At 71.0% G+C, this 24319-nt stretch carries 17 protein-coding genes; 4 read left to right on the top strand and 13 right to left on the bottom strand.

From position 1 onward, the window contains the following. The 3 genes from AB0B89_RS12885 to AB0B89_RS12875 all read right to left on the bottom strand — a co-directional run. The coding region (locus AB0B89_RS12885) for an AAA family ATPase (protein ID WP_358551712.1) at positions 1-2266 on the bottom strand (2266 nt) is incomplete at its 3' end. Positions 2267-2490: 224 nt separating this feature from the next. Beyond that, positions 2491-4341: a 2-isopropylmalate synthase gene (gene leuA / locus AB0B89_RS12880; RefSeq protein ID WP_358551714.1), complete on the bottom strand. Its 1851-nt coding sequence runs from the start codon at positions 4339-4341 to the stop codon at positions 2491-2493. 109 nt (positions 4342-4450) lie between these two features. Then, positions 4451-4912, bottom strand: a complete 462-nt coding sequence (locus tag AB0B89_RS12875) for a hydroxyisourate hydrolase (RefSeq protein WP_358551710.1) — start codon at positions 4910-4912, stop codon at positions 4451-4453. 1000 nt (positions 4913-5912) lie between these two features. On the opposite strand from AB0B89_RS12875, the gene AB0B89_RS12870 reads away from it, so the two are divergent. Further along, positions 5913-8996 (top strand): BTAD domain-containing putative transcriptional regulator, encoded by a 3084-nt coding sequence (locus AB0B89_RS12870; RefSeq protein ID WP_358551708.1) that lies wholly within the window; start codon positions 5913-5915, stop codon positions 8994-8996. An 18-nt stretch (positions 8997-9014) separates the two neighbouring features. Here AB0B89_RS12870 and AB0B89_RS12865 read toward each other — a convergent pair whose 3' ends face one another. From AB0B89_RS12865 to AB0B89_RS12830, 8 genes are all read right to left on the bottom strand, one after another. Then, a complete protein-coding gene (locus tag AB0B89_RS12865; protein WP_358551706.1) occupies positions 9015-10037 on the bottom strand; it encodes a LacI family DNA-binding transcriptional regulator in 1023 nt (340 codons plus the stop codon). A gap of 290 nt (positions 10038-10327) precedes the next feature. Next, positions 10328-12232: a helix-turn-helix domain-containing protein gene (locus AB0B89_RS12860; protein ID WP_358551704.1), complete on the bottom strand. Its 1905-nt coding sequence runs from the start codon at positions 12230-12232 to the stop codon at positions 10328-10330. A gap of 54 nt (positions 12233-12286) precedes the next feature. Beyond that, a complete protein-coding gene (locus AB0B89_RS12855; RefSeq protein WP_358551702.1) occupies positions 12287-13072 on the bottom strand; it encodes a 3-hydroxybutyrate dehydrogenase in 786 nt (261 codons plus the stop codon). Positions 13073-13136: 64 nt separating this feature from the next. After that, positions 13137-14156: a branched-chain amino acid ABC transporter permease gene (locus AB0B89_RS12850; RefSeq protein ID WP_358551700.1), complete on the bottom strand. Its 1020-nt coding sequence runs from the start codon at positions 14154-14156 to the stop codon at positions 13137-13139. After that, positions 14153-15016, bottom strand: coding sequence for a branched-chain amino acid ABC transporter permease (locus AB0B89_RS12845; protein WP_358551698.1), 864 nt, complete (start codon positions 15014-15016; stop codon positions 14153-14155). Before AB0B89_RS12845 ends, AB0B89_RS12850 begins: the two co-directional genes overlap by 4 nt. Positions 15017-15129: 113 nt before the next feature. Further along, positions 15130-16374, bottom strand: coding sequence for an ABC transporter substrate-binding protein (locus AB0B89_RS12840; RefSeq protein ID WP_358551696.1), 1245 nt, complete (start codon positions 16372-16374; stop codon positions 15130-15132). 94 nt (positions 16375-16468) lie between these two features. After that, complete coding sequence (locus AB0B89_RS12835; RefSeq protein WP_358551694.1) at positions 16469-17233, bottom strand: ABC transporter ATP-binding protein; 765 nt, start codon at positions 17231-17233, stop codon at positions 16469-16471. Beyond that, a complete protein-coding gene (locus AB0B89_RS12830; RefSeq protein WP_358551692.1) occupies positions 17220-17978 on the bottom strand; it encodes an ABC transporter ATP-binding protein in 759 nt (252 codons plus the stop codon). Before AB0B89_RS12830 ends, AB0B89_RS12835 begins: the two co-directional genes overlap by 14 nt. A 422-nt stretch (positions 17979-18400) precedes the next feature. On the opposite strand from AB0B89_RS12830, the gene AB0B89_RS12825 reads away from it, so the two are divergent. Beyond that, complete coding sequence (locus tag AB0B89_RS12825) at positions 18401-19789, top strand: tannase/feruloyl esterase family alpha/beta hydrolase (protein WP_358551690.1); 1389 nt, start codon at positions 18401-18403, stop codon at positions 19787-19789. A 138-nt stretch (positions 19790-19927) separates the two neighbouring features. After that, positions 19928-20719 (top strand): alpha/beta hydrolase, encoded by a 792-nt coding sequence (locus AB0B89_RS12820; protein WP_358551688.1) that lies wholly within the window; start codon positions 19928-19930, stop codon positions 20717-20719. A gap of 113 nt (positions 20720-20832) precedes the next feature. Here AB0B89_RS12820 and AB0B89_RS12815 read toward each other — a convergent pair whose 3' ends face one another. Together AB0B89_RS12815 and AB0B89_RS12810 are read right to left on the bottom strand one after the other, a co-directional pair. Continuing rightward, positions 20833-22233, bottom strand: coding sequence for a protein kinase (locus AB0B89_RS12815; RefSeq protein ID WP_358551686.1), 1401 nt, complete (start codon positions 22231-22233; stop codon positions 20833-20835). A 125-nt stretch (positions 22234-22358) separates the two neighbouring features. Next, positions 22359-23159 carry an SAM-dependent methyltransferase gene (locus AB0B89_RS12810; RefSeq protein ID WP_358551684.1) on the bottom strand — a complete coding sequence of 267 codons (801 nt, stop codon included), beginning with the start codon at positions 23157-23159 and terminating at the stop codon, positions 22359-22361. A gap of 289 nt (positions 23160-23448) precedes the next feature. Here AB0B89_RS12810 and AB0B89_RS12805 point away from each other — a divergent pair, with 289 nt between their 5' ends. After that, positions 23449-24318, top strand: a complete 870-nt coding sequence (locus tag AB0B89_RS12805; protein ID WP_358551682.1) for an ABC transporter substrate-binding protein — start codon at positions 23449-23451, stop codon at positions 24316-24318. The last annotated feature ends 1 nt before the right edge of the window (position 24319 follow it).

Below are 24319 nucleotides of genomic sequence, written 5' to 3'. Positions count from 1 at the left end.
AGCGCCTGATCTGCTCCTCCACCAGGCGGCGGGCCTGGTCGGGCCGTCCGAGCCGCAGGCACGCCTCGGCCGCCTCGGTCCGCCACGGGATCAGCCAGGGCACGTCGAGGTCCCACCTGCCCATCAGCTCCCCGCACCGCTGGAAGTCCCGCAGCGCGAGCTGGGCGTGGTCGGTGGCCAGGCTGTAGCGGCCCCGGGCGTGCAGGTAGTGCAGTCCCCACCGGGTCTGGAACATGGCGTCCGGCACGGGCTGGTCGAGCAGCTCGTTGACGGCGTCGTGGTTGCCCATGGCGGTGGAGGCGATCACGAGGCTGGACAGCGGGCCGCCGACGGCGACGCCCCAGCCGCTCAGCGGGATGATGTCCAGGGCGAGGCGGCCGTGGAACTCGGCGCCGAGCATGTCGCCCTGGCGGAGCGCGATCTCGGCCCTGATCGCCGACAGCCGTGCCCGCCTGCTCGGGGCGTGCCTGGAGGAGGCCTCGTCGATGAACAGGTCGCACCACGGCGCCGCCTTGTCGGGCCGTCCGCCGTAGGTGAGGGCGAGCAGGGCGCTCTCCACGGTGTCCATCGACATCTCGTCGAGGCGGGAGCTGCGCAGGATCCGCTCGACCACGGCCACGATCTCGTCGCGTGGCCCCCTGGTCAGCACGGCGGCGAGCGTGATCGCCGACTCAAGGCGCCGGTAGGCCGCCACCGACAGGATGGCGGCGCGGGACTGCTCGCCGGTCACCTGGGGAAGCTGGGAGAGGAACGGGGTGTAGGAGCAGCGCAGCCAGGGGCGGGTGACCACGAGCTCGGTCACGGTGTCGGCGTCCAGCTTCTCGCCCGACTCGCTGAGGTGCTTCAGCACGTCCTGCGCGTCGTCGAACCGGCCGTGCCACATCAGGGCCTTGGCCAGCACCACCGCGTCGCTGCCCCGCAGCTGCCCCCGGTGGAGCGCGTCGGTCAGCTCGGGGAAGTGGCCGGTGGGCGTGCTCGGGTTGATCCGCCACTCGGCGCGCATGAGCGCGGTGGTGATCCTCACCCGCTGGTGGTCGTCGGTGCTGATCCGGCAGGCCAGGCGGAGGTAGTCCACGGCGGCCTCGACGCGGCCGTCGCGCAGCGCGTGCCGGGCGGCGTCCTCCAGGACGTCGACCGCCCAGCGGTCGTCGACGCGCCCGGCGTGGAGAAGGTGCTCGGCGATCACCGTGGTCGAGCCGCCGCTGTCGTAGGCCAGCTCCGCGGCGCGGCGGTGCAGCGTGCCCCGCTCGCCGGGGTCGAGCTCGGCCAGTACGGCCGCGCGGGCCGCCTCGTGGCGGAAGCGGCCCATGGTGAGCAGCCCGGCGGTGGAGAGGGCCTGGAGCTCGCGGGACACGAAGTCGGGGCCGACGTCCAGGAGCTGGTCGAGGGATCCGGGCTCACCGAGGATCGCGAGCCCCCACGCGACCTGGAGCATCTTCGGGTCGGCGCGGTGCAGGCAGGCGAGGACGGCCTGCCCGTATCCGTCCCCGGGGACGAGCTCGGCGGGGGGCTCTCCCGCGGCCCGTGTGGCGGCCTGGTAGTCCTCCACCAGCCCGGCGGCGAGCAGCGGGTTGCCGCCGCTGAGCGCGTACCACTCGCCGGCGAACCGCTCGGCGCCCTGGGTCCCGAGCTGCTCGGCCACCAGGCTCATCACCCCGGCCTGGGACAGCGGGGCGAGCTGGACGCGGCGGCAGTGGGGCTGGCGGAGCAGCTCGGTCGGGAAGGAGGTCTCGGCGTAGCGCCCGTGGGTGGAGTGGCTGAACACCGCCACGATGGAGGCGAACCGCACCCGGCGCGACAGGTAGGCCAGGCAGAGCAGCGACGCCCGGTCGGCGTGGTGCACGTCGTCGACCACGATCATCAGGGGGTAGCGCTCTGACAGTTCGAGCAGCACGGTGCACAGGGCGTGCACGATCTGCGCGTCGACCTGCTTCAGGGTGTCGGTCTCGGGACCGGACGACGTGACGGTGCGGGCGCCCTCCCGCAGCAGGGCCATGGCGCGCTCACGCTCCTCAAGGACCAGCGGGGCGTCCTGGATGAGCTGGCCAAGGACGCCGAGCGGCAGGTCCCTCTCGGCGAGCGAGCCCGTCGCCGTGATGGGCAGCGCGCCCAGCTCGGCGGCCTGCTCGGCGAAGCTGTGCAGCAACTCGCTCTTACCGGTGGCGACGGTACCGCTTACCAGGGCGACCCGGCCCTTTCCCATGATGGCGCTGGCGAGTAGGCCCTCCAGGGAGGCAAGTGCCTCCTGTCGTTCGATCAGGCTCATGACGAGCCTCCCTTTTTCCCGACGAATTTCACATGTCGCCGCGGATCAGAAGCACAGCCTTGAGGACCAACGATGTGAGCGGATCCAATGAATCGCGCACAACACGTCGTTTCCCAGCCGAACTCGCCGCATGATCGTGGCGCCTTTCCGATTGTCCGTACTTGTCCGTTTTTTCTAACAATGGCCACGTTAGGCTTCGGCGCCTTCCAGCCCTTATCGCGCGGCTATCGCCGCGAGGCCATCGACGGACGGGACGGACGCGGCGCGGGCACGCCGTGGTCGGCGGGCTTGCCCGCCTGGGCCGGCACGGCCTCGGCCGCGACCTGCGAGGGCGCCACGGCCCCGGCCGGGGAGGTGCCGGGCACGGCGTCGAGCCGGGCCCGGGTGACGGCCGAGCGCACCGCCGACAGCGAGGCCGCCTCCACGTCGCGGTCGACGCCCGCGCCCCAGAACGTGCCTCCGCCGACCCGGCACTCGGCGTAGACGACCGCGCACCCTTCGGCCTCCCGGCTCACGGCGGGGGGACACGCGGTGCGGTGCACGGCACGTACGTCCACGCCCCACCGCGCGAGCGCGCCCCGCACCTCGCGGACCGAGTCCGACCGCGCGCCGCCGACGTCGAACCGCTCGCCGTCGATGTGGAGCTCGGCCGTCACGGGCTCGCCGGTGAAGACGAGCGGGATGGGGAGCAGGGGGTACTCCACGTACCGCCGGTCGAAGATCCGCTTGACCCGGTCGGGGGTGATCTCCCCGCCCTCGGCGTCGGCGATCTCCTGGACCGCGCCGACGAAGTCGACCTGCAACGGGCGCGGCAGGTTCATCCCGTGCCGCGCGCTCATGACGTACGCCACGCCGCCCTTGCCCGACTGGCTGTTGATCCGGACCACCGCCTCGTACGTGCGGCCGACGTCCCGGGGGTCGAGCGGCAGGTACGGCATCTCCCAGGGGAGCTCTCCCGCCCGGACCCCCGCCTCGCCCGCGGCCTTCTCCATGGCGTCGAAGCCCTTCTTGATCGCGTCCTGGTGCGAGCCCGAGAAGGAGGTGTAGACCAGGTCGCCGCCGTACGGGTGGCGGGGGTGGACCTGGATCTCGTTGCAGTACTCCACCGTGCGGCGGACCCCGTCGAGGTCGGAGAAGTCGATGCCCGGGTCGACGCCGTGGGTCAGCAGGTTGAGCCCGAGCGTGACCAGGCAGACGTTTCCGGCCCGCTCCCCGTTGCCGAACAGGCAGCCCTCGATGCGCTGTGCCCCGGCCAGCAGGGCCAGCTCCGACGACGCGACGCCCGTGCCGCGGTCGTTGTGGGGATGGATCGACAGGCAGACGTGCCGCCGCCGGGAGAGGCTGCGGTCCAGCCACTCGATCTGGTCGGCGAACACGTTGGGCAGCGAGCGCTCGACGGTCGTGGGGAAGTTGAGGATGATCTCGCGCCCGGGCCCCGGCCGCCAGACGTCCATCACGGCCTCGCAGACCTCCAGGGAGAAATCGAGCTCCGTGTCGTTGAAGAGCTCGGGTGAATACTCGAAACCCAGGTCACACCCGCTCAGCAACTTGTCCGCATATTTCATGACCAGCCGGGTTCCCTGTACCGCGAGGTCCTTGCATTCGTCGCGGTTCATCCCGAACACCACGCGCCGGAACAGCGGCGAGGTGGCGTTGTACAGGTGGATCGTGGCGCGCGGGGCGCCTTCGAGGCTCTCCACCGTGCGCCTGATCAGCTCGTCACGCGCCTGCACCAGGACCGAGACGCGCACGTCGTCGGGGATCAGGTCGCGCTCGATCAGCCTGCGCACGAACGCGAAGTCGTCCTGGCTCGCCACCGGGAACCCGACCTCGATCTCCCGATACCCCATGCGCACAAGAAGGTCGAACATCGCCATCTTGCGGTCGGGGGTCATGGGGTTGGCCAGCGACTGGTTGCCGTCGCGCAGGTCGGTGGAGACCCAGCGCGGAGCCGAGGCGATGGTCCTGTCCGGCCAGAGGCGGCCGGGGAGGTCCACGGGCGTGGACGGGTGGTAGCGGGCGGCCGGAGGCCTGCCCGCCTTCGGGGCGTGCGCGGTGTCCGCCGCGCTCGGAATGCCGGGGGTCGTCACTGTCGGATTCCCTTCTCCGCCTGGACCACCCCGGGCGCCGCGCCTCGCTCGGGACGACGGAGGCCGGGACGGGCCACAGCTCGAATACCGTCGATCACGCGATCCTGAAATGAGTGGAATACGAATACGGGGAAAGCATCACCTGAATCTGGTAGGCGTCGGTCTCATCCTGCATTCGGAAAGTCACGATTATCTCCGGATAGGCCGCACTCAGCCCCAGGCCGACGAAGTAGTAGTCGCTGTCGAACCTGATGCGATAAAGACCGCGGTCGAGTTTCTTGTCTCGCCATTCGCATATCCGGCCCTCGCTGTCGGTCTCCGCGTCGGCCAGATCCTGCCAGCCGCCGTGGGCGTCCCGCTCCAGGCGCGCACGCACGCCGGCGGCCGAGCGGCCGTAAACGCCGTCCAACGCTTGCGCAGTAATACTCATGTCAAGAACACCTATCTGCCGGCCCGCCAAGACGGACAGCTCCAAGCGCCATCGCGGCCGGCGCGCCGGTCGCCGGCGCCGTCCGCGCGACGCGCGCGCGAGCAGCCCGGCGAAGAGGTCGTCCACCCGGCCCGCCGTCCCCGGCCCGACGCGCATGCGTATCCGGGGGCAGGAAGATGCCGGTGGCACCGGCCAGTCCCGGCCTGCGCGTCAGAGTGCCGCAGGCCGCTATCGGTTCACTTTCGCCCGGCTATTCACGGCTATCACTCGACGCCGCCCCGGGACATCCCGCCGCAGGTCACACCGCTTTCGCACCCCTCCCGGCACCCCGGCGAAGACCCCCATCCGACAATCTGGGCGAAACATGAGAAATCGCCGATATGCGTCGTGACCTGGACAGATGCCAGGCGAGAAGAGATCCGATAAGAACCGAATGGTGGCGCTTTCTACGTTGACGGTGTTCCAGCCGATCGGCTGACAAACACTCCACTGCGACACCACGAAGAGGTCAGCGAAATGAGCGCTCACAACTGCCGCCGGGGCTCCCTATCCGCCTCCATCGCCGGCGCCGGAGCCTTTCCCGCAGCGGTCACGGCCCGCGCGGGGTTCCCCTCGCTCACGGCGTCCCCATCAGGCACAAAAGCGTCCCGGCCCACGCTGAGGGCCGCCGGCGGCAACACTCCCTGGGGCTGAGCCGTCCGGAGCCACGTCGCGGCTCCCGTGTCCGCATCCGGCCTCGCCGGACCACTTCTCCCACACGTCACCTGGTTTACCAGAGCCCCTGACAAGCTCCCCGAAAACTACCCTATACCGGGACATATCACAGTTCGGATCCCGACCCGGCACCCTCAGATGGTTGCACGCGCAAATAAGTATGCGGATTCAGAAATTATTCGCACACTCTCTATAGATCCGAACCTCGTATAGTAGTACGATCCAGACATAAGTGACATCGCCATATGTGACCAGCTCGCGCCCGACAGTATCTGCGCACAGTGTCACGGACGGCCAATGCCGATGTTTACTACGGGGTGGATCTCCTGGACCACGCACCTGGTACCTCTCGCATCGGAGGGTGAGCGAACTTCCGGAACGGGCCGCGAGCTTTTCATGCGAGGAGATGCAGGTGGAATTCGGGATTCTGGGAGCTCTCGAAGCGACCGAGGGCGATCGCCGGCTGGATCTCGGGGGAATCCGACAGCAGATCGTGCTCGCGGTCCTCCTGCTCGACGTGAACCGGGTCGTCACCATCGGCCGGCTCATGGAGGCCATCTACGGCGACGAGCCCCCCACCACGGCCCGCGCCCAGGTGCAGATCTGCATCTCGTCCCTCCGCCGCCTGTTCGCCGCCCACGGCAACCCGGACATCATCTCCACCCAGTCGCTCGGATACGCGATCCGGGTCGCCGCCGACCAGATCGACGCCCAGCGCTTCGAGAGCCTGACCCTGCGGGCCCGGCACGCCCGCGAGGCCCGCAACGTCAACGAGGCGATCAAGCACTACCGCGAGGCGCTGTCGCTGTGGCGCGGGCCCGCCCTCGACGGAATCGACAGCAGGCTCGTGCAGTCGGCGGCGAGCAGGCTCACCGAGAACCGCGTCACCGCCAACGAGGACTGCATCCAGCTGGAGCTGGACCTCGGCCGGCACCACGAGCTGGTCGGCGAGCTGACCGAGCTCACCGACGAGTACCCCCTGCGTGAACGGCTTCGCGGCCAGCTGATGACGGCGCTGTACCGATCGGGACGGCAGGCCGAGGCGTTGCAGGTCTACCGCAACGCCCGCCGCACGATGATCGAGGAACTGGGCATCGAGCCCAACGAGCGGCTGCAGCAGCTCGAACACGCGATCCTCACCTCCGACGAGAGCCTCGACCCGCCCGCGCCCCCGGTGCCGGAGAAGGTGGAGATCCAGCCGGCCCCGACGGTCCCCGGCATCCCGGGAATGCTGCCGACCGACATCGCCGACTTCACCGGCCGCGCCAAGCAGATCGAGGACATCCGGCAGCGGCTGATGCTCGCCACCGAGGACCGCTCGCGGTTCGCCGTGCCCATCATCGTGATCGTCGGCAAGCCCGGCGTCGGCAAGACCACCGTCGCGATCCACGCCTCCCACAGTGTGGGCGAGCGCTTTCCCTACGGCCAGCTCTTCGCCGACCTGCACGGCGCCGCGTCCCGCCCCACCAGCCCCATGCAGGTGCTGGAGCGGTTCCTGCGCGTGCTCGGCGTGTCCGGCACCGCGATACCCGACGGCCTTGAGGAACGAGCCGAGATGTACCGCGCGATGCTCGCCGACCGCAGGATGCTGATCGTCCTCGACGACGCGGGCAGCGAGAGCCAGGTGCTCCCCCTGCTCCCCGGAAACCCGTCCTCTGCGGTCATCATCACGAGCCGCAGCCGCCTCGCGGGGCTGGCGGGCGCCGTCCACGTGGACGTGGGGACCTTCGACTCCGACCAGTCGGTGAACCTGCTCTCCCGCATCGCCGGGATCGAGCGGGTGCAGTCGGAGATCGAGGCCGCCGAGGCCCTGTCCGAGCTGTGCGGCCACCTGCCGCTCGCGCTCCGCATCGCCGGGGCGCGCCTGTCGGCCCGTCCCCACTGGAGCATCGAGCAGCTCGTCAGCCGCCTGGAGGACGAGACCCGCAGGCTCGACGAGCTCAAGCACGGCGAGATGGGGATCCGCGCCAGCATCTCCCTGACCTACGACAGCGTCGGTGAGGACGCCCGGCGGCTGTTCCGCCGCCTGACGATCCTGGACGCCCAGATCTTCTCCGCCTGGGTCAGCGCGGCCCTGCTCGACCAGCCCCTGGTCACCGCGCAGGACCTGCTCGACGACCTGGCGGACGCGCAGCTCATCGAGACCACGGGCGTCGGGTACGGCGTGCACAGCCAGTACCGCTTCCACGACCTCATCCGCGTGTTCGCCCGGGAGCGCCTGGCGGCCGAGGAGACCGCCGGCGAGCGCAACGCGGCCCTGGCGCGCGTCCTCGGCGGGCTGCTGTTCCTCGCCGAGGCGGCGCACCGCCGGGAGTACGGCGGAGACTACGTCCAGATCCACAGCCAGGCCCCCAGGTGGCCGCTTCCGGCCAAGCTGGTCGACCAGTTGGTCGCCTCACCCCTCCAGTGGTACGAGCGCGAGCGCTCCATGCTCGTGTCCGGCATACGCCAGGCGGCGCAGGCCGGGTTCGTCGACCTGTGCTGGGACCTGGCGATCAGCTCGGTGACGCTCTTCGAGTCGCGCGTGTACCTCGACGACTGGCGCGAGACCCACCAGATCGCGCTGACGGCCACCCGGCAGGCGCAGGACAGGTGCGGTCAGGCGGCGATGCTCTACTCCCGGGGCTCGCTCTACATCACCGAGCAGCGGTTCGGCGACGCGCGCTGCGACTTCGAGGCGGCGGTCCAGCTGTTCGAGGAGGTCGGTGACAGCCAGGGGACGGCCCTGGTCATCCGCAACATCGGGTTCCTCGACCGGCTGAGCGGGAGGTTCGCCGACGCCGAGGCCCACTACAGGCGGGCTCTGGAGATCTTCCGCAGCAACGGGGACCAGGTCGCCTCGGCGTACGTGCTGCACAACCTGGCCCAGCTCCGCCTGGAGTTCGACGACCTGCCCGGCGCGCAGCGCCTGCTCTCAGAGGCACTGGAGCTGAGCCGCCGGAGCGGCAGCAGGAGGGTCGAGGCGCAGGTGCTGCACCGCATCGGCCACACCTACCTCCAGTCGGACCAGCCGGCGCTGGCGGTGGAGGTGTTCGAGGAGGCGCTCAACGTGGTGCGCAACATCGGCGACCCCACCGGAGAGGCGTACGCCCTGCACGGGCTCGGCGTCGCCCGGCTCCGGCGACGGGAGCTCCCCGAGGCCGAGAGCGCGCTGCAACGCTCGCTGATGCTGGCGAGCACCTCCAGCGAGCACCTCGTGGAGGCACGGGTCCAGCTCGGCCTCGGTGAGCTGGCCAAGACCCGGGACGACGCGCCCCAGGCGGTCATCCATCTGGAGCAGGCGCTCACCTTGTTCAGGCAGATGCACATGCCGCTCCAGGAGGCCAGGACGCTGATCAGGCTGGGCGACGCGCAACAGGCGGCGGGCGACGGCGAGGCGGCGCAGGACTCGCTGACCCAGGCGCTCGCGCTGACCGACAAGATGGACGCCCCGGTCGCGCAGCAGATGCGCGAGCACCTCACCCAGCGGCTCGCCGAGCAGAGCCTCAAGGACTGAGGGCCCCGCCACCGGCCCTCAGGCCGCCAGCGCCCGTACCTTGGCCGGCGCGGTGGAGCCGCGGACGACGAGCTCGGGCTCGAAGAGCAGCTCCTCGGCGGCCGGCGGAGCCCCCTCGATCTGGTTGACCAGCAGGGTCACCGCGGCGCGGCCGATCGCCTCGATGGGCTGGCGCACCGTGGTCAGCGGCGGGTTGGTGCAGTTCATGAAGGAGGAGTCGTCGAAGCCGACGACGGAGACGTCCTGCGGCACCGACAGGCCGAGGCGGCGCACCGCGCGGATCGCGCCGAGGGCCAGGGGGTCGCTCGCGCAGATGATGCCGGTGACGCCCTCGCGGACGAGCCGCGTGGCCACGGCCTGGCCGCCTTCGAGGGAGAACAGGCTGCGCTCGACGGCGCCAGGGCCGATCTCCAGCCCCGCGCGCCGCGCCGCCAGGGTGAACGCCTTGAGCTTGCGCCGCGAGGGGACGTGGTCCTCCGGGCCGAGCACCAGGCCGACGCGCTCGTGGCCGAGCGAGATCAGGTGGCTGAACGCCTGCTCCACCGCGACCGCGTCATCGGTCGACACGCGCGGGAAGTCGAGGCTGCCGGCCGCGGCGTTGACCAGGACGACGGGCAGCCCCAGCCCGAGGAACCGGTGGTAGTGCTCGTGGGGCGCGTCGGCCTCGGCGTAGTGCCCGCCGGCGAAGACCACCCCGGAGACCTGCTGCTCCAGCAGCATCTCGACGTAGTCGGCCTCGGAGAGCCCTCCGGCCGTGCGCGTGCACAGCACGGGGGTGAAGCCGCGCTGCGCGAGGGCGCCTCCGACCACCTCCGCGAGGGCGGGGAAGATCGGGTTGCCGAGATCGGGCAGCACGAGGCCGACCAGCCGGGCGCGCTCGCCTCTCAGCTGCGTCGGCCGCTCGTATCCCAGCACGTCCAGCGCGGTCAGCACGGCCGCGCGGGTGGAGTCGGACACCCCGGGCTTGCCGTTCAGCACCCGGCTGACCGTGGCCTCGCTGACCCCGACCTTCTTAGCAACTTCCGCAAGTCGACGCGTCACGCCCGCAAGCATACGGCAAAAAGCGACGCAAGCCGCTGACACCATAGCCATCGGCTATGGGAAGGCCGGTCGCGCCCCGCTGGAGAGCCCCGGCCGGGAGATCTCCCGGCCTCCGCGCATCACCACAGCTAGAGACCGAACAAAGCTCCGCGGGAGCGGAACACCCGCCGCCATAAGGCATCCGCGCCATGCCGGACCCGTCCGGCCGGAGCAACCGGTGGATGGTTAACACTCCGGCAATATTGCGCAATCTCGTCGACTTATTGCGACAGCGATACGTGAGATGCGTCTCATTCGCTCGGGGGTTCGTGGCGGTTCAGCGGGCGCAGGCGGTTGAGGCGGAGGGCGAGGTGGATCTCCAGGGCCCGGTCCGGCGCCTGCCAGCCGTCGCCGAGGAGCCTTCCGACCCGGTCGAGGCGCTGGGTGACGGTGTTGACATGGATGTGCAGCCGCTCGGCCGTGCGCGACAGGCTGGATCCGGCGGCGAAGTAGGTGTCCAGGGTCTGGACGAGCGTGGTGCCGCGCCGCCGGTCGTAGGCGAGGACGGGCCCGAGCGCCGACTCCAGGAATCCGGCGACGTCCCGGTCCTGGCCGATGAGCAGGCCGACGAACCCCAGCTCGTCGCAGCCCGCCCCCTCCCCCGCGCGCCCGAGCGCGAGCATGGCCTCCGCGCAGCGCCGGGCCTCGCGGTAGGCGCCCGCCACGGCGGCCGGGCCCTGGACCGGGCCCGCGGCCCCCGCCGTGACCGGCGTCCCGAGGGACCCGCCGAGCTCCTTGGCGACCCGCTGGGCCGCCGCCCCCGGATTGACGCCGGGCAGCAGCAGGATGGTCTCCTCGCCCCGGGCGGCCACCAGCCCGTGCCGCGAGGCGGCGTCGGAGGAGGCCCAGAACGCCGTGCGCTGCCGGGGCCCCGGGTCCCCCGCGCGATGCCGGGCGACGACCAGGATGTGCGGGGCGTCGAGGTCGACCCCGAGCAGCCGCGCCCGGCCGTACAGGGCGTCGGAGTGGACGTCCCTGCCGGTGAGGAGGTCGTCCAGGAGCTCTCCGCGCACCCTGCCCTCGGCCGCGGCGGCGGTGCGGCGGAAGAGCAGGAGCAGTGCGGTGACCAGGGCGGCGCGCTCCAGGATCCGCTGGTCGGCGCCGGACACCTCGTCGGGGGTGCGCAGGACCAGCGTGCCGAGGATCTCGGCTCCCGAGGCCACCGAGGCCACCCACAGGTCGCCGCGCTGCACGGTGCGGCCGAGGCCCCCGGAGGCGGCGGCGGCGCCCGCCACCTCGGCCTCGTCCAGGTCGCCGACGGAGCCGACGGCCGCGAGCCTGCGCCCGTCCGCGTCGAGCACCATGAGCGCGCCGCCGAGGATGTCGGTCACGACGGCCGCGACGTCCTCCACCCCGCCGCCCCGGACGACCAGGCCGGTCATGCGGTCGTGGGCCTGCGCCGCCCGCTCCACGGCCGCGCTGCGCGCCTGGATGAGCCGGTTGGCCGCGCTGAGCTCGCCGAGCGCCGTACGCGTCTCCTCCAGCAGGCGGGCGTTGTCCAGGGCGACGGCGGCGTGCGCGGCGAGCGAGGCCAGCAGCGCCACCTCCTCCTGCGCGAAGGGACGGGCGCTGCGGTTGGCGGCGAACAGCACGCCGATGATCTGGGCGCCCAGCCGCATCGGCACCCCGAGGATGGCGACCAGCGCCTCCTCCTTGACGGCGACGTCGATGTGGGTGCGGTGGCGAAACCGCTCGTCGGCGAAGTAGTCCGGGCTGGTGTAGGGCGTGCCGGTCTGGGCGACCAGGCCGCCGAGCCCTGCGCCCATCGGCAGCCGCAGGGCGCGGAAGGCCGCCGACACCGAGCCGTCGGTGACCCTCATGTAGGTGTCGCCGCGGTCGGCGTCGTGCAGCGTCATGTAGGAGATGTCCGCGTGCAGCAGCCTGCGGGCCCGCCGGACGATGGCTTCCAGCACGGCGCCCACGTCACGGAGCCCGGCCAGGTCGCCGGCGGTCTCGAACAGCGCCGACAGCTCGGCCTCGCGGCGGGCGCGGTGCTCCAGCAGGGCGCGCACGCGCAGGGCGGCGAGCTTGGCACGGTCGAGCTCGGCGAGAACCTCGGGGGCGGCTCCGGCGGCGCGGGCTTCGACCAGTGGGGCCTCGAACTCGACCGGCGGAGCCTCCCGGGCGAGCAGTTCGAGAAAGACGGTGCAGCTCATGGGGTTCATTGTCCCCTTGATCACGGTTTATCCCCCGATGCGCTATGGGCGGCGCTAGCGCGCGGTCCATCCGCCGTCGATGGTGAGCGACGCTCCGGTGATCATGGATGCCTGCGGCGAGCAGAGGTAGGCGACGCTCTCGGCGACCTCCTCCGGCTCGATCAGCCGGCGGATCGCGGCAGGGGCCAGCATGATCTGCTCCACGACCTGGTCGGGGTCGAGGTCGTGGACACGGGCCTGGTCGGCGATCTGCTCCTCGACCAGCGGCGTGCGCACGTAGGCGGGGTTCACGCAGTTGGAGGTGACCCCGTGCGGAGCCCCCTCCAGGGCTATCACCTTGGACAGCCCTTCCAGGGCGTGCTTGGCCGTGACGTAGGCGACCTTGTACGGCGAGGCGCGCAGCCCGTGCACCGAAGAGATGTTGATCACCCGGCCCCAGCCGCGCTCGTACATCCCCGGCAGGGTCCGCCTGGCCAGCCGGAACGGCGTCTCGACCATGATCTTGAGGATCGCGGAGAAGATCTCCGGCGGGAACTCGGTGATCGGGGCGACGTGCTGGAAGCCGGCGTTGTTGACCAGGATGTCCACGCCCCCGCAGTCGAGCGCGTCGACGGCCGCCAGGTCCGTCAGGTCGGCGGCCAGCGCCAGCCCGCCGATCTCTTCGGCGGCCTCGCGCGCCACCTCCTCGCGGACGTCGAGGATCACCACCTCCGCGCCCGCGCCGGCCAGCCGCCGGGCGCAGGCCCGGCCGATGCCGCTCGCTCCGCCCGTCACCAATGCACGCCGGCCGGTCAGATCCACCTCGGCCACCTTCCCGGCGGTCACGCTCGTTGAAACCACAGCAGTTGCTCCTAGAAGTACGGTAATGCGACGAGCTATTCGAACAGCGATAGGGGGTCAGGGCTTACACCGGCGAGCCGACGCCCTGACTGGGGGCGGGCGCCCCGTTCGGAGCGCCCGCGGAGCCGGGCTCCCCGGGCCGGCGGCCACCGGAGCGCGCCTCCAGCAGGTGGCGTGCCGTTCCCCAGATGCCCCGCCGGAACACCAGCACCACGACCACGAAGATCGTGCCCGTGACGATGCCGATGCCCTCGAACCCGGCGGTCACCAGGTAGTCGTTCAGCTCGACGACCAGGGCCGCGCCGATGACGCCGCCCCACAGCGTGCCGATGCCGCCGAGGACGACCATCATCACGGCCTGCCCGGACGTGGTCCAGTACACGCTCTCCAGCGAGGCGAAGCCGTGGCCGATGGCGAAGAGCCCCCCGGCCAGCCCGGACAGCCCGGCCGACAGGACGAAGGCCAGGAGCTTGTAGCGCTGGACCGGGTAGCCGAGGGCCCGCGCGCGGGCCGGGTTGTCCCTGATCGAGACCAGGACCCTGCCGAACGGCGATCGGACGACGCGCCACACCGAGACGAACCCGATGAGGACCAGGGGCAGCCCGGCGTAGTAGAAGACGAACGAGTCCGACAGGTCCAGGCCGAGCAGTTCGCGCGGGACGCCCTGCAGGCCGTTCTCGCCGCCCGTCAGGTCGCGCCACTGGTTGACCACGAAGTAGACCATCTGCGCGAAGGCCAGGGTGACCATCGCGAAGTAGATGCCGCGCAGACGTACGGACAGGTAGCCGATGGGCACCGCGAGCACGGCCGCGAACGCCGCGCCGCCGAGCACGGCGACCGGGAAGGGCAGCCCGCTGTGCAGCGCGATGAGGCCGGAGACGTACGCGGCGCCGCCCCAGAACGCTGCGTGCCCGAAGGACAGCAGCCCGGTGAAGCCGAGCAGCAGGTCGAGCGCGGCGGCGAACAGCGCCCAGCAGGCGATGTCCAGCGCCACCGGAGGATAGACCATCCAAGGCAGGACCAGGGCGAGGAACAGCCCGGCGACGAGCAGGATCGGCCTCGCGGCCAGCCGGGAAAGGATCACGACAGCGCCTCCTCGCGCCCGAACAGGCCGGCGGGCCGCCAGAGCAGCACGACGGCCATCAGGATGAACACCAGCGTCTGGGACAGGGCGGGTATGTAAAGGTTGCCGAGCGCGGAGATCAGCCCGATCGCGAAACCGGCCGCCACCGAGCCGAAGATCGACCCGAGCCCGCCGATGACCACGACCGCGAAGACCGTGATGATCAGGTCGCCTCCCATGAGCGGGTTGACCGCGCGCATCGGGGCGGCGAGCACTCCGGCGAGCCCGGCCAGCGCGATGCCGAACCCGAAGACCGGGGTGACCCAGCGTCCGACGTCGATGCCGAGGGCCCGCGTCAGCTCGGGCCGCTCGGTCGCGGCGCGCACGATCATGCCCACGCGGGTGCGGGTCAGGACCACCCAGACCGCGGCGCAGACGACGACCGAGACGGCCAGCACGAACACCTGGTAGGCCGGGTAGCCGAACAACCCCAGGTCGACGGTGCCCGACAGCAGCTCGGGGCGGGGGTAGGGCTGCGACTGCACGCCGTACTCCCGCTTGACGAGGTCCTGCAGGACCAGCGCCAGGCCGAAGGTGAACAGGAAGTTGTACAGCGGGTCCAGCGGCGCCAGCCGCCGGATGAACAGCCGCTCCAGCACGATGCCCGCCAGGCCGAGCACGATGGGGACCGCTACCAGCGCGACCCAGAAGTTCACGCCGAACGAGTCCAGCAGCACGTAGGAGCCGAACGCGCCGAGCATGTAGAAGGCACCGTGGGCGAAGTTGACGACGCCCAGCATGCCGAAGATGACGGCGAGGCCGAGGGCGAGCAGGGCGTAGAAGGCGCCACCCACCAGGCCGTTGAACGCCTGTTGAAGCACGGTGACCTCCAAGGGGACGGGCGGGGGCGGGCGGCCCCGCCGTGGGGCGTGCGGCCGGAGTACCCCGGCCGGGGCTCGGAACCCGGGCGCGGGGTGGCCGCGCCCGGACGGGCTCAGAGCATGCAGGCGGGGTCGGCGGGCAGGAAGGCCTGGTCGGCGGGGATGGTGCTGAGGATCTTCTCGTAGTCCCAGGGCTCCTTGACCTCGCTCGACGGCTTCACCTGGGCGAGCGAGACGTCGTGCAGGAGCAGGTGGTCCTGGGCCCTGATCGTGGCGTTCCGGGCGAAGACGTCCTGGAACTTGAAGCCTTCCAGCTCCTTGACCACCGCGTCCGAACCGTCGGTCCCGGCGCGCTGCACGGCCTCCAGGTACTGCGTGGCGGCGGAGTAGTTCGCGGCGTTGGGGAAGCTCGGCCGCTTGTTGACCTTGGCCTGGAACTTGTCGGCCCAGGCACGGTTCTCGGGGGTGGTGTTCCAGTACCACGCGTCGGTGAACTTGGTGCCGGCGAGCGCGTCAGGGCCGAGCGAGTGGATGTCGGTGATGAACATGAGCCCGACCGCCAGGCCGATGCCCTTGTCGCGCAGCTTGTACTCGTTGTACTGCTTCACCAGGTTGACCAGGTCACCGCCGGCCTGCATGGTGCCGAGCACCTCGGGCTTCGGGCTGAGACCCGGCGCCTTCAGCAGGAACGTGGAGAAGTTGTCGTTCGGGAACGGCGCGGGGTCGCTCTGGATGACCGTGCCCCCGGCGCCCTTCACGGCCGCGGTGAAGTTCTTCTGCATGTCCTGCCCGAAGGCGTAGTCCGGGTAGACGATGTACCAGTTCTTCGACCCGTCCTTGGTGACCGTTTCGCCGGTGCCGTGGGCCAGCATGTAGGTGTTGTACCCGTAGTGGAACGTGTACTTGTTGCACTGGGCGCCTTCGAGCTCGGTGGTGGCGGCGCCGATGTCCATGAAGATCTTCTTCTTGCCCTTGGCGACCCCCGCCACCGCGAGCGCCGCCGCCGACGAGGGCACGTCGAGGATGACGTCGGCGTGCTGGCGGTCGTAGAGCTCCTGCGCCTTGGAGTTGGCGACCTCCGGCTTGTTCTGGTGGTCGGCGGACAGGACCTCGATGTCCTTCGCGACCGCCTTGTCGCCGTACTTCGCCCTGTAGTCGGCGACGGCCATGTTGACGGCCTCGACGCTGCTCTTGCCCGACAGGTCGGCGTAGATCGCCGACTGGTCGTTGAGCACGGCGAGCACCACCTTGCCGTCGCTGATCTTGTCCCCGCTCCCCCCGCTGCCGGGTCCGCCGGCGCAACCGGCGATCGTGGCTCCCGCCGCCACCACGGCGGCCGCTCGGCCCAGAGCTCTCATGTAGGTCTCCTGTCGGTTCTTCGGGTGGGTTCCGGGACGGCCGATCCGGGATGTTCCGGATCAGGTCCGGGGCCGCCGATCCAGTGGGTGCGGATCAGATGCCGAGGTAGTCGAGGAGCTCGTGCTCCCGGGCCCGCATCTCGTCGTTGTCCAGGGACTCGACGATCCGGCCCTCGGCGAGCAGGTAGTGCCGGTCGGCGACCGTCGCGGCGAAGTGCACGTTCTGCTCGATCAGCAGGACGGTCGTGCCCTGCCGCTTCACTTCGCGCAGGATCTCGCCGATCTGCTGGACGATCAGCGGGGACAGTCCCTCGGTCGGCTCGTCGCAGAGCAGCAGCCGCGCGCCCATCCGCAGCACGCGGGCGAGGGCCAGCATCTGCTGCTCGCCGCCGGAGAGCTTGGTGCCGGGGAAGGAACGCCGCTCCCGCAGCCGGGGGAAGGTCTCGTACACCCGCGCCAGCGGCCAGGGGTCCGGGCCGACGGCGGGCGGCAGCGTCAGGTTCTCCTCCACCGTGAGCGTGGAGTAGACCCCGCGGTCGTCGGGCACGTACCCGAGGCCCCGCCGCGCCCGCCGGTCCGCGGGGAGCCGGGTGATGTCCGTCCCGAGGAAGGCGATGTCCCCCGCGTAACGGCCCTGCAGGCCCATCAGGCAGCGCAGCAGTGTCGTCTTGCCGGCGCCGTTGCGGCCGACCAGCGTGACGATCTCGCCCTTCCCCACCTCGATCGACACCTCCCGCAGCACCTGCGCCTCGCCGTACCAGGCGGACAGGCCGCCGACGCGGAGGATCGGGCCGGCGTGGGTCCCGCTCTCGGGGCCGGTTTCGGGGCTGATTTCGGGGCCGGTGTCAGTGCTCGGCATTGGCGTCTCCCAGGTAGGCGCTGATGACGCGGGGGTCATGCCGGATCTCGGCGTACGGGCCCTCGACCAGCACGCGGCCGCTCTGCAGGACCGTCACCCGGTCGGCCAGGCTGGACACGACGCTCATGTTGTGCTCGACCATCACGACCGTGCGCCCGTCGCGGACCTTCCTGACCAGCTCCACCGTGCGGTCGACGTCCTCGACGCCCATGCCGGCCGTCGGCTCGTCCAGCAGGAGCACCTTCGGGTCCAGCGCGAGCGCGAGGGCCAGCTCCAGGGCGCGCTTGTGGCCGTAGGCGAGCGTGCCCGCCGGGATCTCGGCGTGCCCGGCCAGCCCGACCTGGTCCAGCAGCTCCAGCGCCCGGCCGCGGAACCGGTCGAGCAGCCGGTGCGACCGCCAGAACCGCCAGGTGATCCCGGTGGCGCCCGCCAGCGCCAGCTCGACGTGCTCGCGCGGGGTCATCTGCGGGAACAGGCTGGTGATCTGGAAGGACCTCGCGACCCCGAGTCGGGCGACCTGCTCCGGGCGCCTGCCGGTCAGGTCGCGCTCGCCGAGCAGGATGCGGCCCGCGCTCGGCTTCAGGAAGCCGGTCAGCAGGTTGAACAGCGTGGTCTTGCCGGCGCCGTTGGGCCCGACCAGCGCGTGCACGCTGCCCTCCGCGATGTCCAGGTCCACCCCGTCGACGGCGCGGAAGCCCCGGAACTCCTTCGCCAGGCCCTTCGCCCGCAGGACGGGACCGTCCATATGGCCTCCTCGTGGCTCATCCCGGCGTCGTCCGATGGTTTCGTCCAGGTCACCTTGGCGTTAACGGACGAAGTCGCTGTGACGCGGACACTAAGCGAGCCCGGGAAGGGGTTCCATGTGGCAGGGGCACATATTGCGCGGCCGGAAGGCGGCGGCGGCCCACACTCTCCGTGGGTCCCCGGGCCGCGACGCTGGTGGGACCGTCTTTTCGTCGCCCGGCCATATGGCGCAGGCCCACCGGCGCGCGCCTCCGGGATGGTCGCCGCGCCCCCTGTGGAGCTTCGTCGGCCGGGCACATGGGCGCGCCCGACATATCGGAGGGGTGAATTGTGGAGGTCGCGTACGTGGCCTGGCTCACAGTGGATGACCACCATTGCGGTCACTCGATCAACAGCATGTCGCACGCCATCTGAGGAGTCCCCATGCGATCCACCCGACGCCGGCGTGGCCGGCTACTGGGCCTGGCAACGGCCGCCGTGATCGGCGCCTCCCTGATCGGGCCGGTGTCCGCCGCAGACGCCGCCGCTCGCTGCGCGGGCGTCGAGCGCGTCAGGGTGCCGGGAGCGGAGAAGCAGATCTCCGCGTGCCTGGACGACCTGACCACCGCGGGCACGGTCGCGTCCGGGCACTCGATCGCCGCCGAGTGGGCCGGGCTCGCCCCCGCGGGCGCCACCAACCCGACCGGCGTGCCGGGCGCCCAGATCGACGGCTACTTCCCCGACACCTCGACGTTCAACACCGACCACGGCTGGAACCACGACAGCCAGTTCGTGATCCGGCTGCCCGAGCGCTGGAACGGCGGCCTGGTGGTCGCGGGCACGCCCGGCAACCGGCGGCAGTACGCCAACGACTTCGCGATCTCCGACTGGGTGCTCGCCCAGGGGTACGCGTACGCCGCGACCGACAAGGGCAACAGCGGCGTGACGTTCTACCAGGACGGCGTGAAGCCCGGGGACGCCCTGGTGGAGTGGAACGACCGCGTCACCCAGCTCACCCGCGCCGCCAAGGCGGTCGTGGCGCAGCGATACGGCCGGGCGCCCCGCCGGACGTACGCGGCCGGGATCTCCAACGGCGGCTACCTCGTGCGCTGGCAACTGGAGAACCACCCCGAGCTGTACAGCGGCGGAGTCGACTGGGAGGGCGCCCTCTGGCGGGAGAACGGGCCGAACCTGATGACCTCCCTGCCCGCCGCGCTCCGGGCCTACCCCGCGTACGCCGCGACCGGCGACCCCGCCGCCCACGACGCGATGATCGCCGCGGGCTTCGCCCCCGGCTCGGAGCCGCTCTGGGACTACCACTACAAGGTCTACTGGGACCTCACGCAGCGGCTCTACCGTGAGGAACTGGACCCCACCTACGACGGCGCCACCGAGGCGGGCACGCCGTACTGCGCCTCGGGGACGCCGGGGTGCGACACCGACTACGACTACGCCGCCCGGCCCCGTGCCGTGAAGAAGGCCGTCGGGCGCATCGCCCTCACCGGGCGCATCGGGCGGCCCCTCATCACCCTGCACGGCACGCTGGACACGCTGCTGCCCATCGGCGAGGACTCCGACGTCTACGAGAAGCTGATCAGGTCGAAGGGACGCGACCCGCTTCACCGCTACTACCGGGTCGAGGGCGGCAACCACGTCGACGGACTCTACGACGCCTTCCCCGGCCTGCTGCGCCCGATCCTGCCGTGCTTCCGCAGCGCCTTCACCGCCCTTGAGGGCTGGACCACGCGCGGCGACGCGCCACCCGCCGACGCGACCCTCCCCCGCCCCGCCTCCGGTGACCTGGCCAACACCTGCTCGCTCCCCGCGAGGTGAGCGTCGTCCCTGGTGAAGCACCGAGCGGATAGGCTCACCGCTGTGATGGGCAGGCCGAGCCGAGACGCCCGATCGGGAGAGCGACCGGATCCTACCGGCGGACCTGTCCGCCGGTGGGACGGGCCCACGCGTTCACGAATGGAAGTGATCCCCATGAACAAGGTGCGTTCGAGCGACGGCACCCCTATCGCGTACGACCGGGTGGGCGAGGGGCCGCCGCTCATCATGGTGGTCGGCGCGTTCAACGAGCGGTCGGCGGGCACGCCGCTGGCCGAGGCCCTCGCACCCGGCTTCACCGTCTTCACCTACGACCGCCGTGGCCGGGGCGACAGCGGGGACACCTCGCCGTACGCGGTCGACCGCGAGATCGACGACCTGGACGCCCTCATCGCCGAAGCGGGCGGATCGGCGGCGGTGTTCGGGTACTCCTCCGGCGCCGTCCTGGCCATGAGAGCGGCGGCCCGTGGGCTCGCGATCACAAGGCTGGCGCTGTACGAGCCGCCGTTCACCGCCGGGAGCGCGCCCGCGCCCACCGAGGACGCCGCGGCGCGCCTGTCCGAGCTGGTGTCGGCCGGGCGCCGCGGCGACGCGGTCGAGTACTTCCAGGCGAAGGTGGTCGGGATTCCCGCCGAGGTCGTGGTCCAGTTGCGCGACGCGCCCTTCCGCGCCGCGCTGGAGAAGATGGCGCACACCCTCGTCTACGAGGTGACCATCACCGGTGACGGGTCGATCCCGGCCGAACTGGCCGCCGCGGTCACCGTGCCCACGCTCGTCATCGCCGGCGAGGAGAGCCCCGAGGGGATGCGCGAGGCCGCGCGGACGGTCGCGAAGGCCCTCCCCCACGCCCGGCTCGTCTCCCTGCCGGGCCAGACCCACCACATAGTCCCCGCCGTCGTCGCCCCCGTCGTCAAGGACTTCCTCACCACCTGACTCGCCCTGGCCGCCTCGAACACCACCACCCACGCCTCGCCGATCGACCACGCCATGCCGACCGGCGATCATCTGGGCGGCCGGCTCGGGCGCCGGCGGGCGCCCGGGCGAGATCAGTTGCCCTTGCCGTTCCCGGCGGACGTGACCTTCTTCGGCTTCTTCTTCTTGTTCTTGGTCCAGCCGTAGTGGTTCCCGTTCGAGCCGTTGCCGTTGCCGTTGCCGTTGCCGTTGCTCTGGCCGGAGCCTGTGGGTGACGTGACCGGTGCCTTGGAAGGCGGAGCCCCTGTGGACGGCTCGCGCGTCTCCCTGCCGGCGACCGGCACCGTCGTGGGCTGAGTCGTGGGTTGATCGGTCACAACCGGACGCGCGCTGGGCCCGGGGGTGACGGTGCGGATCGCCGACACCGTCACGGTGGGGGTGCCGACGCCGGGAGCGGCCAGCCCGGGAGCCAGCCCGGGAGCCGGCCCGGACGCCGTCGCATACGCCACCCCGCCCACCGCCAGGCCCACGAACACGGCCAGGGCCGCGCTCCTGACCACGAGGTCCCGCCGCCCGCCACCCGCCACAGCCGGTGGTACGGAACGCCCCCACGCCGTCCATACCGGTGGCGTGGAAGAGCCCCCTGCCGCAGGTCCTACCGGTGGTGTGGACGGGCCCCTGGCCGCCGTCCGTACAGGCTCGGGTGCCTGCCCGCTCGCGACCGCCCGCAGCCCCCGCTCCGCCTCGGCGGCGGTCATCCGCTCGGCCGGGTCCTTGACCAGCAGCCCCTCGATCACCGGGGCCAGCGCGCCGGCCAGGGAGAACGGCGCCGGATCGCGACACATGATGGCGGCGAGCGTGGCCAGGGCGTGACCCCGGTGGAACGGCGACCTGCCCTCCACCACCAGGAACAACGTCACGCCGAGCGACCACAGATCCGAGGCCGGCTCCGCCTGGCCGCCCGCCGCCCGCTCGGGGGCGATGAACGCGGGCGTGCCCATGAGCACGCCCGTCCGGGTCATCGGGGAGTCGTCCTCCAGCGTCGCGATGCCGAAATCGGTGAGCACGGCGTCACCGTCGCTGGTCACGAGCACGTTGTCCGGCTTGACGTCCCGATGGAGCACGCCCGCCGCGTGAGCGGCGCCCAGTGCCGCCAGCACCTGCACGCCGATCCCGGCGACCCGCCGGGGCGGCAGCGGACCCTCCTCGGCGACGATGGACGCGAGCGTCCGGGAGGGCACCAGTTGCATGACGATCCAGGGGTGCCCGGCCTCCTCGAACACGTCGTACACCGCCGCCACACCGGGATGGCTCAGCCGCCCCGCGGCCCTGGCCTCACGGAACGTGCGCGTGGTGAAGATCTCGCGCTCCTCGGCGGTGAGCCCGCTGATGCAGTGCAGCTCCTTGACGGCGACCCCCCGCCCGAGGAGCTCGTCGAAGGCCCGCCAGACGATCCCCATGCCGCCGCGCCCCAGCGGCTCCTCAAGCCGGTAGCGCCCTGCCACCAATCGTCCCGGCTTCTCCGAATCGGCCATGATCGGGACCGTACCCTGGCTTTACCTTCGTATTCCACCGGATGGAACGCATCACCGGCCGTCCATGTCATCACCGGCGGCGAGGCCCCTGCGGGACGCTCCCGGAGGGCGGCTCCACCGCTCGTCTACAGCTTGGCGGCGACGCCGCAGAAGGCGGTGACCTCGTCGGGCAGTCCCCAGGGCGTGGCCTCGGGCCGCCAGCGTGACACCGACACCACGCCCGGCTCCAGCAGTTCCAGGCCGTCGAAGTAGGCGGCGATCTGCTGCGGGGTGCGCAGCTTGTAGGGGTCGCCCGCTTCGGCGCGGGTCTTCTCCGCCTGGGCGGCGGCCTCGGGGTCGACGGCGTTGGTGCCGTCCTCCAGGACCAGGTAGCTGCCCGGCGGCAGCGCCGCCACCAGGTGGTCGCGGATCGCGGTCGCCTCCTCGTCGTCCCACACGTTGCCCAGGATGCCCAGCATCATCAGCGCGATCGGCCGGGTGAAGTCCAAGGTGTGGGCCGCCTGCTGGAGGACGTACGCGGGATCGCGGACATCGGCGTCGACGTAGTCGCACACGCCCTCCCGCGTGCTGGTCAGCAGGGCGCGGGCGTGTACCAGCACCAGCGGGTCGTTGTCCATGTAGACGATCTTGGAGGCGGGGTTGACGCGCTGGGCGACCTCGTGGGTGTTGTCGACCGTCGGCAGCCCGGTGCCGAGGTCCAGGAACTGGGTGATCCCTGCCTCGCCGGCCAGGTGCCGCACCGCCCGGCCCAGGAAGGCCCGCGAGTGCCGGGCGACGTCCACGATCCCCGGGTACACCTGGAGGACCTGGTCGCCGACCTGCCGGTCGATGGAGTAGTTGTCCTTACCGCCCAGCCAGTAGTTCCACACCCTGGCCGAATGCGGGGTCGTGGTGTCGATCTGCGCGGAGGGCTTTTCATCTGCCATGAGAGCACTCTTCGTCGTGGAGGTCGGGACGCCACCGGTGAGCGGGGTTCTGGTGGCATGCGGTCGGGTCTGATCATTTCAGGCTTCGCCGCGGTTGTCCGCCGCACCCGTAGGCCAGGTGGCACAGCTCATTTCCATAACGGACACTTCGCCCACACTGGCACAACCTAGAACACCTGTGTAATGTCACCCGAACATCACTGACATTTTAGATAAATATCAACTTGAGTGAAGCGCAGAGCCGGGGGTCCACGGCGCTGCGGTCAGACCAACCAGGGAAAGGTGCAGCGTGAACAAGCCGTTCAAGATCAGCGGCGCGGCGGCCGTGGCGGCCGCGCTCTTCGTGCTCGCCGGCTGCGGCGGCGGCCAGGACACCTCCGCGAAGAGCGGGTCGTCCTTCGGAGAGTGCGAGGTCACCGAGAACCCGCCCATCCACAAGCTGACCACCATGCGGGAGGGCGCCCTCACCGTCGCCGCGTCGCTCCCCTATCCGGCGGGCTATCGGGGCAACACGCTGGAGAGCGTGGACGGCGGGTACATGTACTGTCTCGACGCGGAGATCGCCAACCGCGCGGGCCTGAAGAAGATCAAGCTGGTCAACGCCTCGTTCGAGGCCCTGGTCACCGCCAAGTCATCCGATTTCGACTTCGCGGTGTGGGACATCTACGACACCCCGGCGCGTCGCAAGGTCGTGGACTTCTCCGCTCCCTACAACACCTACCACTCGGGGGTGCTGGTGAAGCCCGGCTCGGCCCTCACGTCCGCGACCATCAAGGACGCCACCGTCGGCGTGCTCGCCGGCTCGGTGCAGCTGAAATTCGTCCAGGACACCCTCAAGCCCAAGCAGGTGCGGGTGTTCAACTCCAACGACGACCTCTTCAACGCCGTGCTCGCCGGCCAGATCGACGCCGCCCTGAACGACACGGCCACCGTCATGCCGCGGGCCGCGAGCTCGGGCGGCAAGCTCAAGGTGATCGGGCAGTACCCGGTCGGCGGCGACGTCGCCCCGCTCTTCCCGAAGGGATCGCCGAACGTCCAGGTCGTCGACCAGATCATCGCCGACATGAAGAAGGACGGCACCCTGGACGCGATCATGAACAAGTGGCTCAACCCGATCCTCGGCGGCGACCCCAACGCGCTTCCCGATTGGGCGGCCTGAG

The organism is Sphaerisporangium sp. NPDC049002 (genome assembly GCF_040649355.1).
Classification (GTDB): domain Bacteria; phylum Actinomycetota; class Actinomycetes; order Streptosporangiales; family Streptosporangiaceae; genus Sphaerisporangium.
This window is presented reverse-complemented; position numbering and strand designations above follow the sequence as displayed.

Bases quoted from the DNA above. Each gene is read 5' to 3' on its own strand.
- AB0B89_RS12860 (WP_358551704.1), bottom strand. From the start codon at position 12,232: ATGAGCTGCACCGTCTTTCTCGAACTGCTCGCCCGGGAGGCTCCGCCG.
- AB0B89_RS12840 (WP_358551696.1), bottom strand. From the start codon at position 16,374: ATGAGAGCTCTGGGCCGAGCGGCCGCCGTGGTGGCGGCGGGAGCCACG.
- AB0B89_RS12835 (WP_358551694.1), bottom strand. From the start codon at position 17,233: ATGCCGAGCACTGACACCGGCCCCGAAATCAGCCCCGAAACCGGCCCC.
- AB0B89_RS12830 (WP_358551692.1), bottom strand. From the start codon at position 17,978: ATGGACGGTCCCGTCCTGCGGGCGAAGGGCCTGGCGAAGGAGTTCCGG.
- AB0B89_RS12825 (WP_358551690.1), top strand. From the start codon at position 18,401: ATGCGATCCACCCGACGCCGGCGTGGCCGGCTACTGGGCCTGGCAACG.
- AB0B89_RS12820 (WP_358551688.1), top strand. From the start codon at position 19,928: ATGGAAGTGATCCCCATGAACAAGGTGCGTTCGAGCGACGGCACCCCT.
- AB0B89_RS12815 (WP_358551686.1), bottom strand. From the start codon at position 22,233: ATGGCCGATTCGGAGAAGCCGGGACGATTGGTGGCAGGGCGCTACCGG.
- AB0B89_RS12810 (WP_358551684.1), bottom strand. From the start codon at position 23,159: ATGGCAGATGAAAAGCCCTCCGCGCAGATCGACACCACGACCCCGCAT.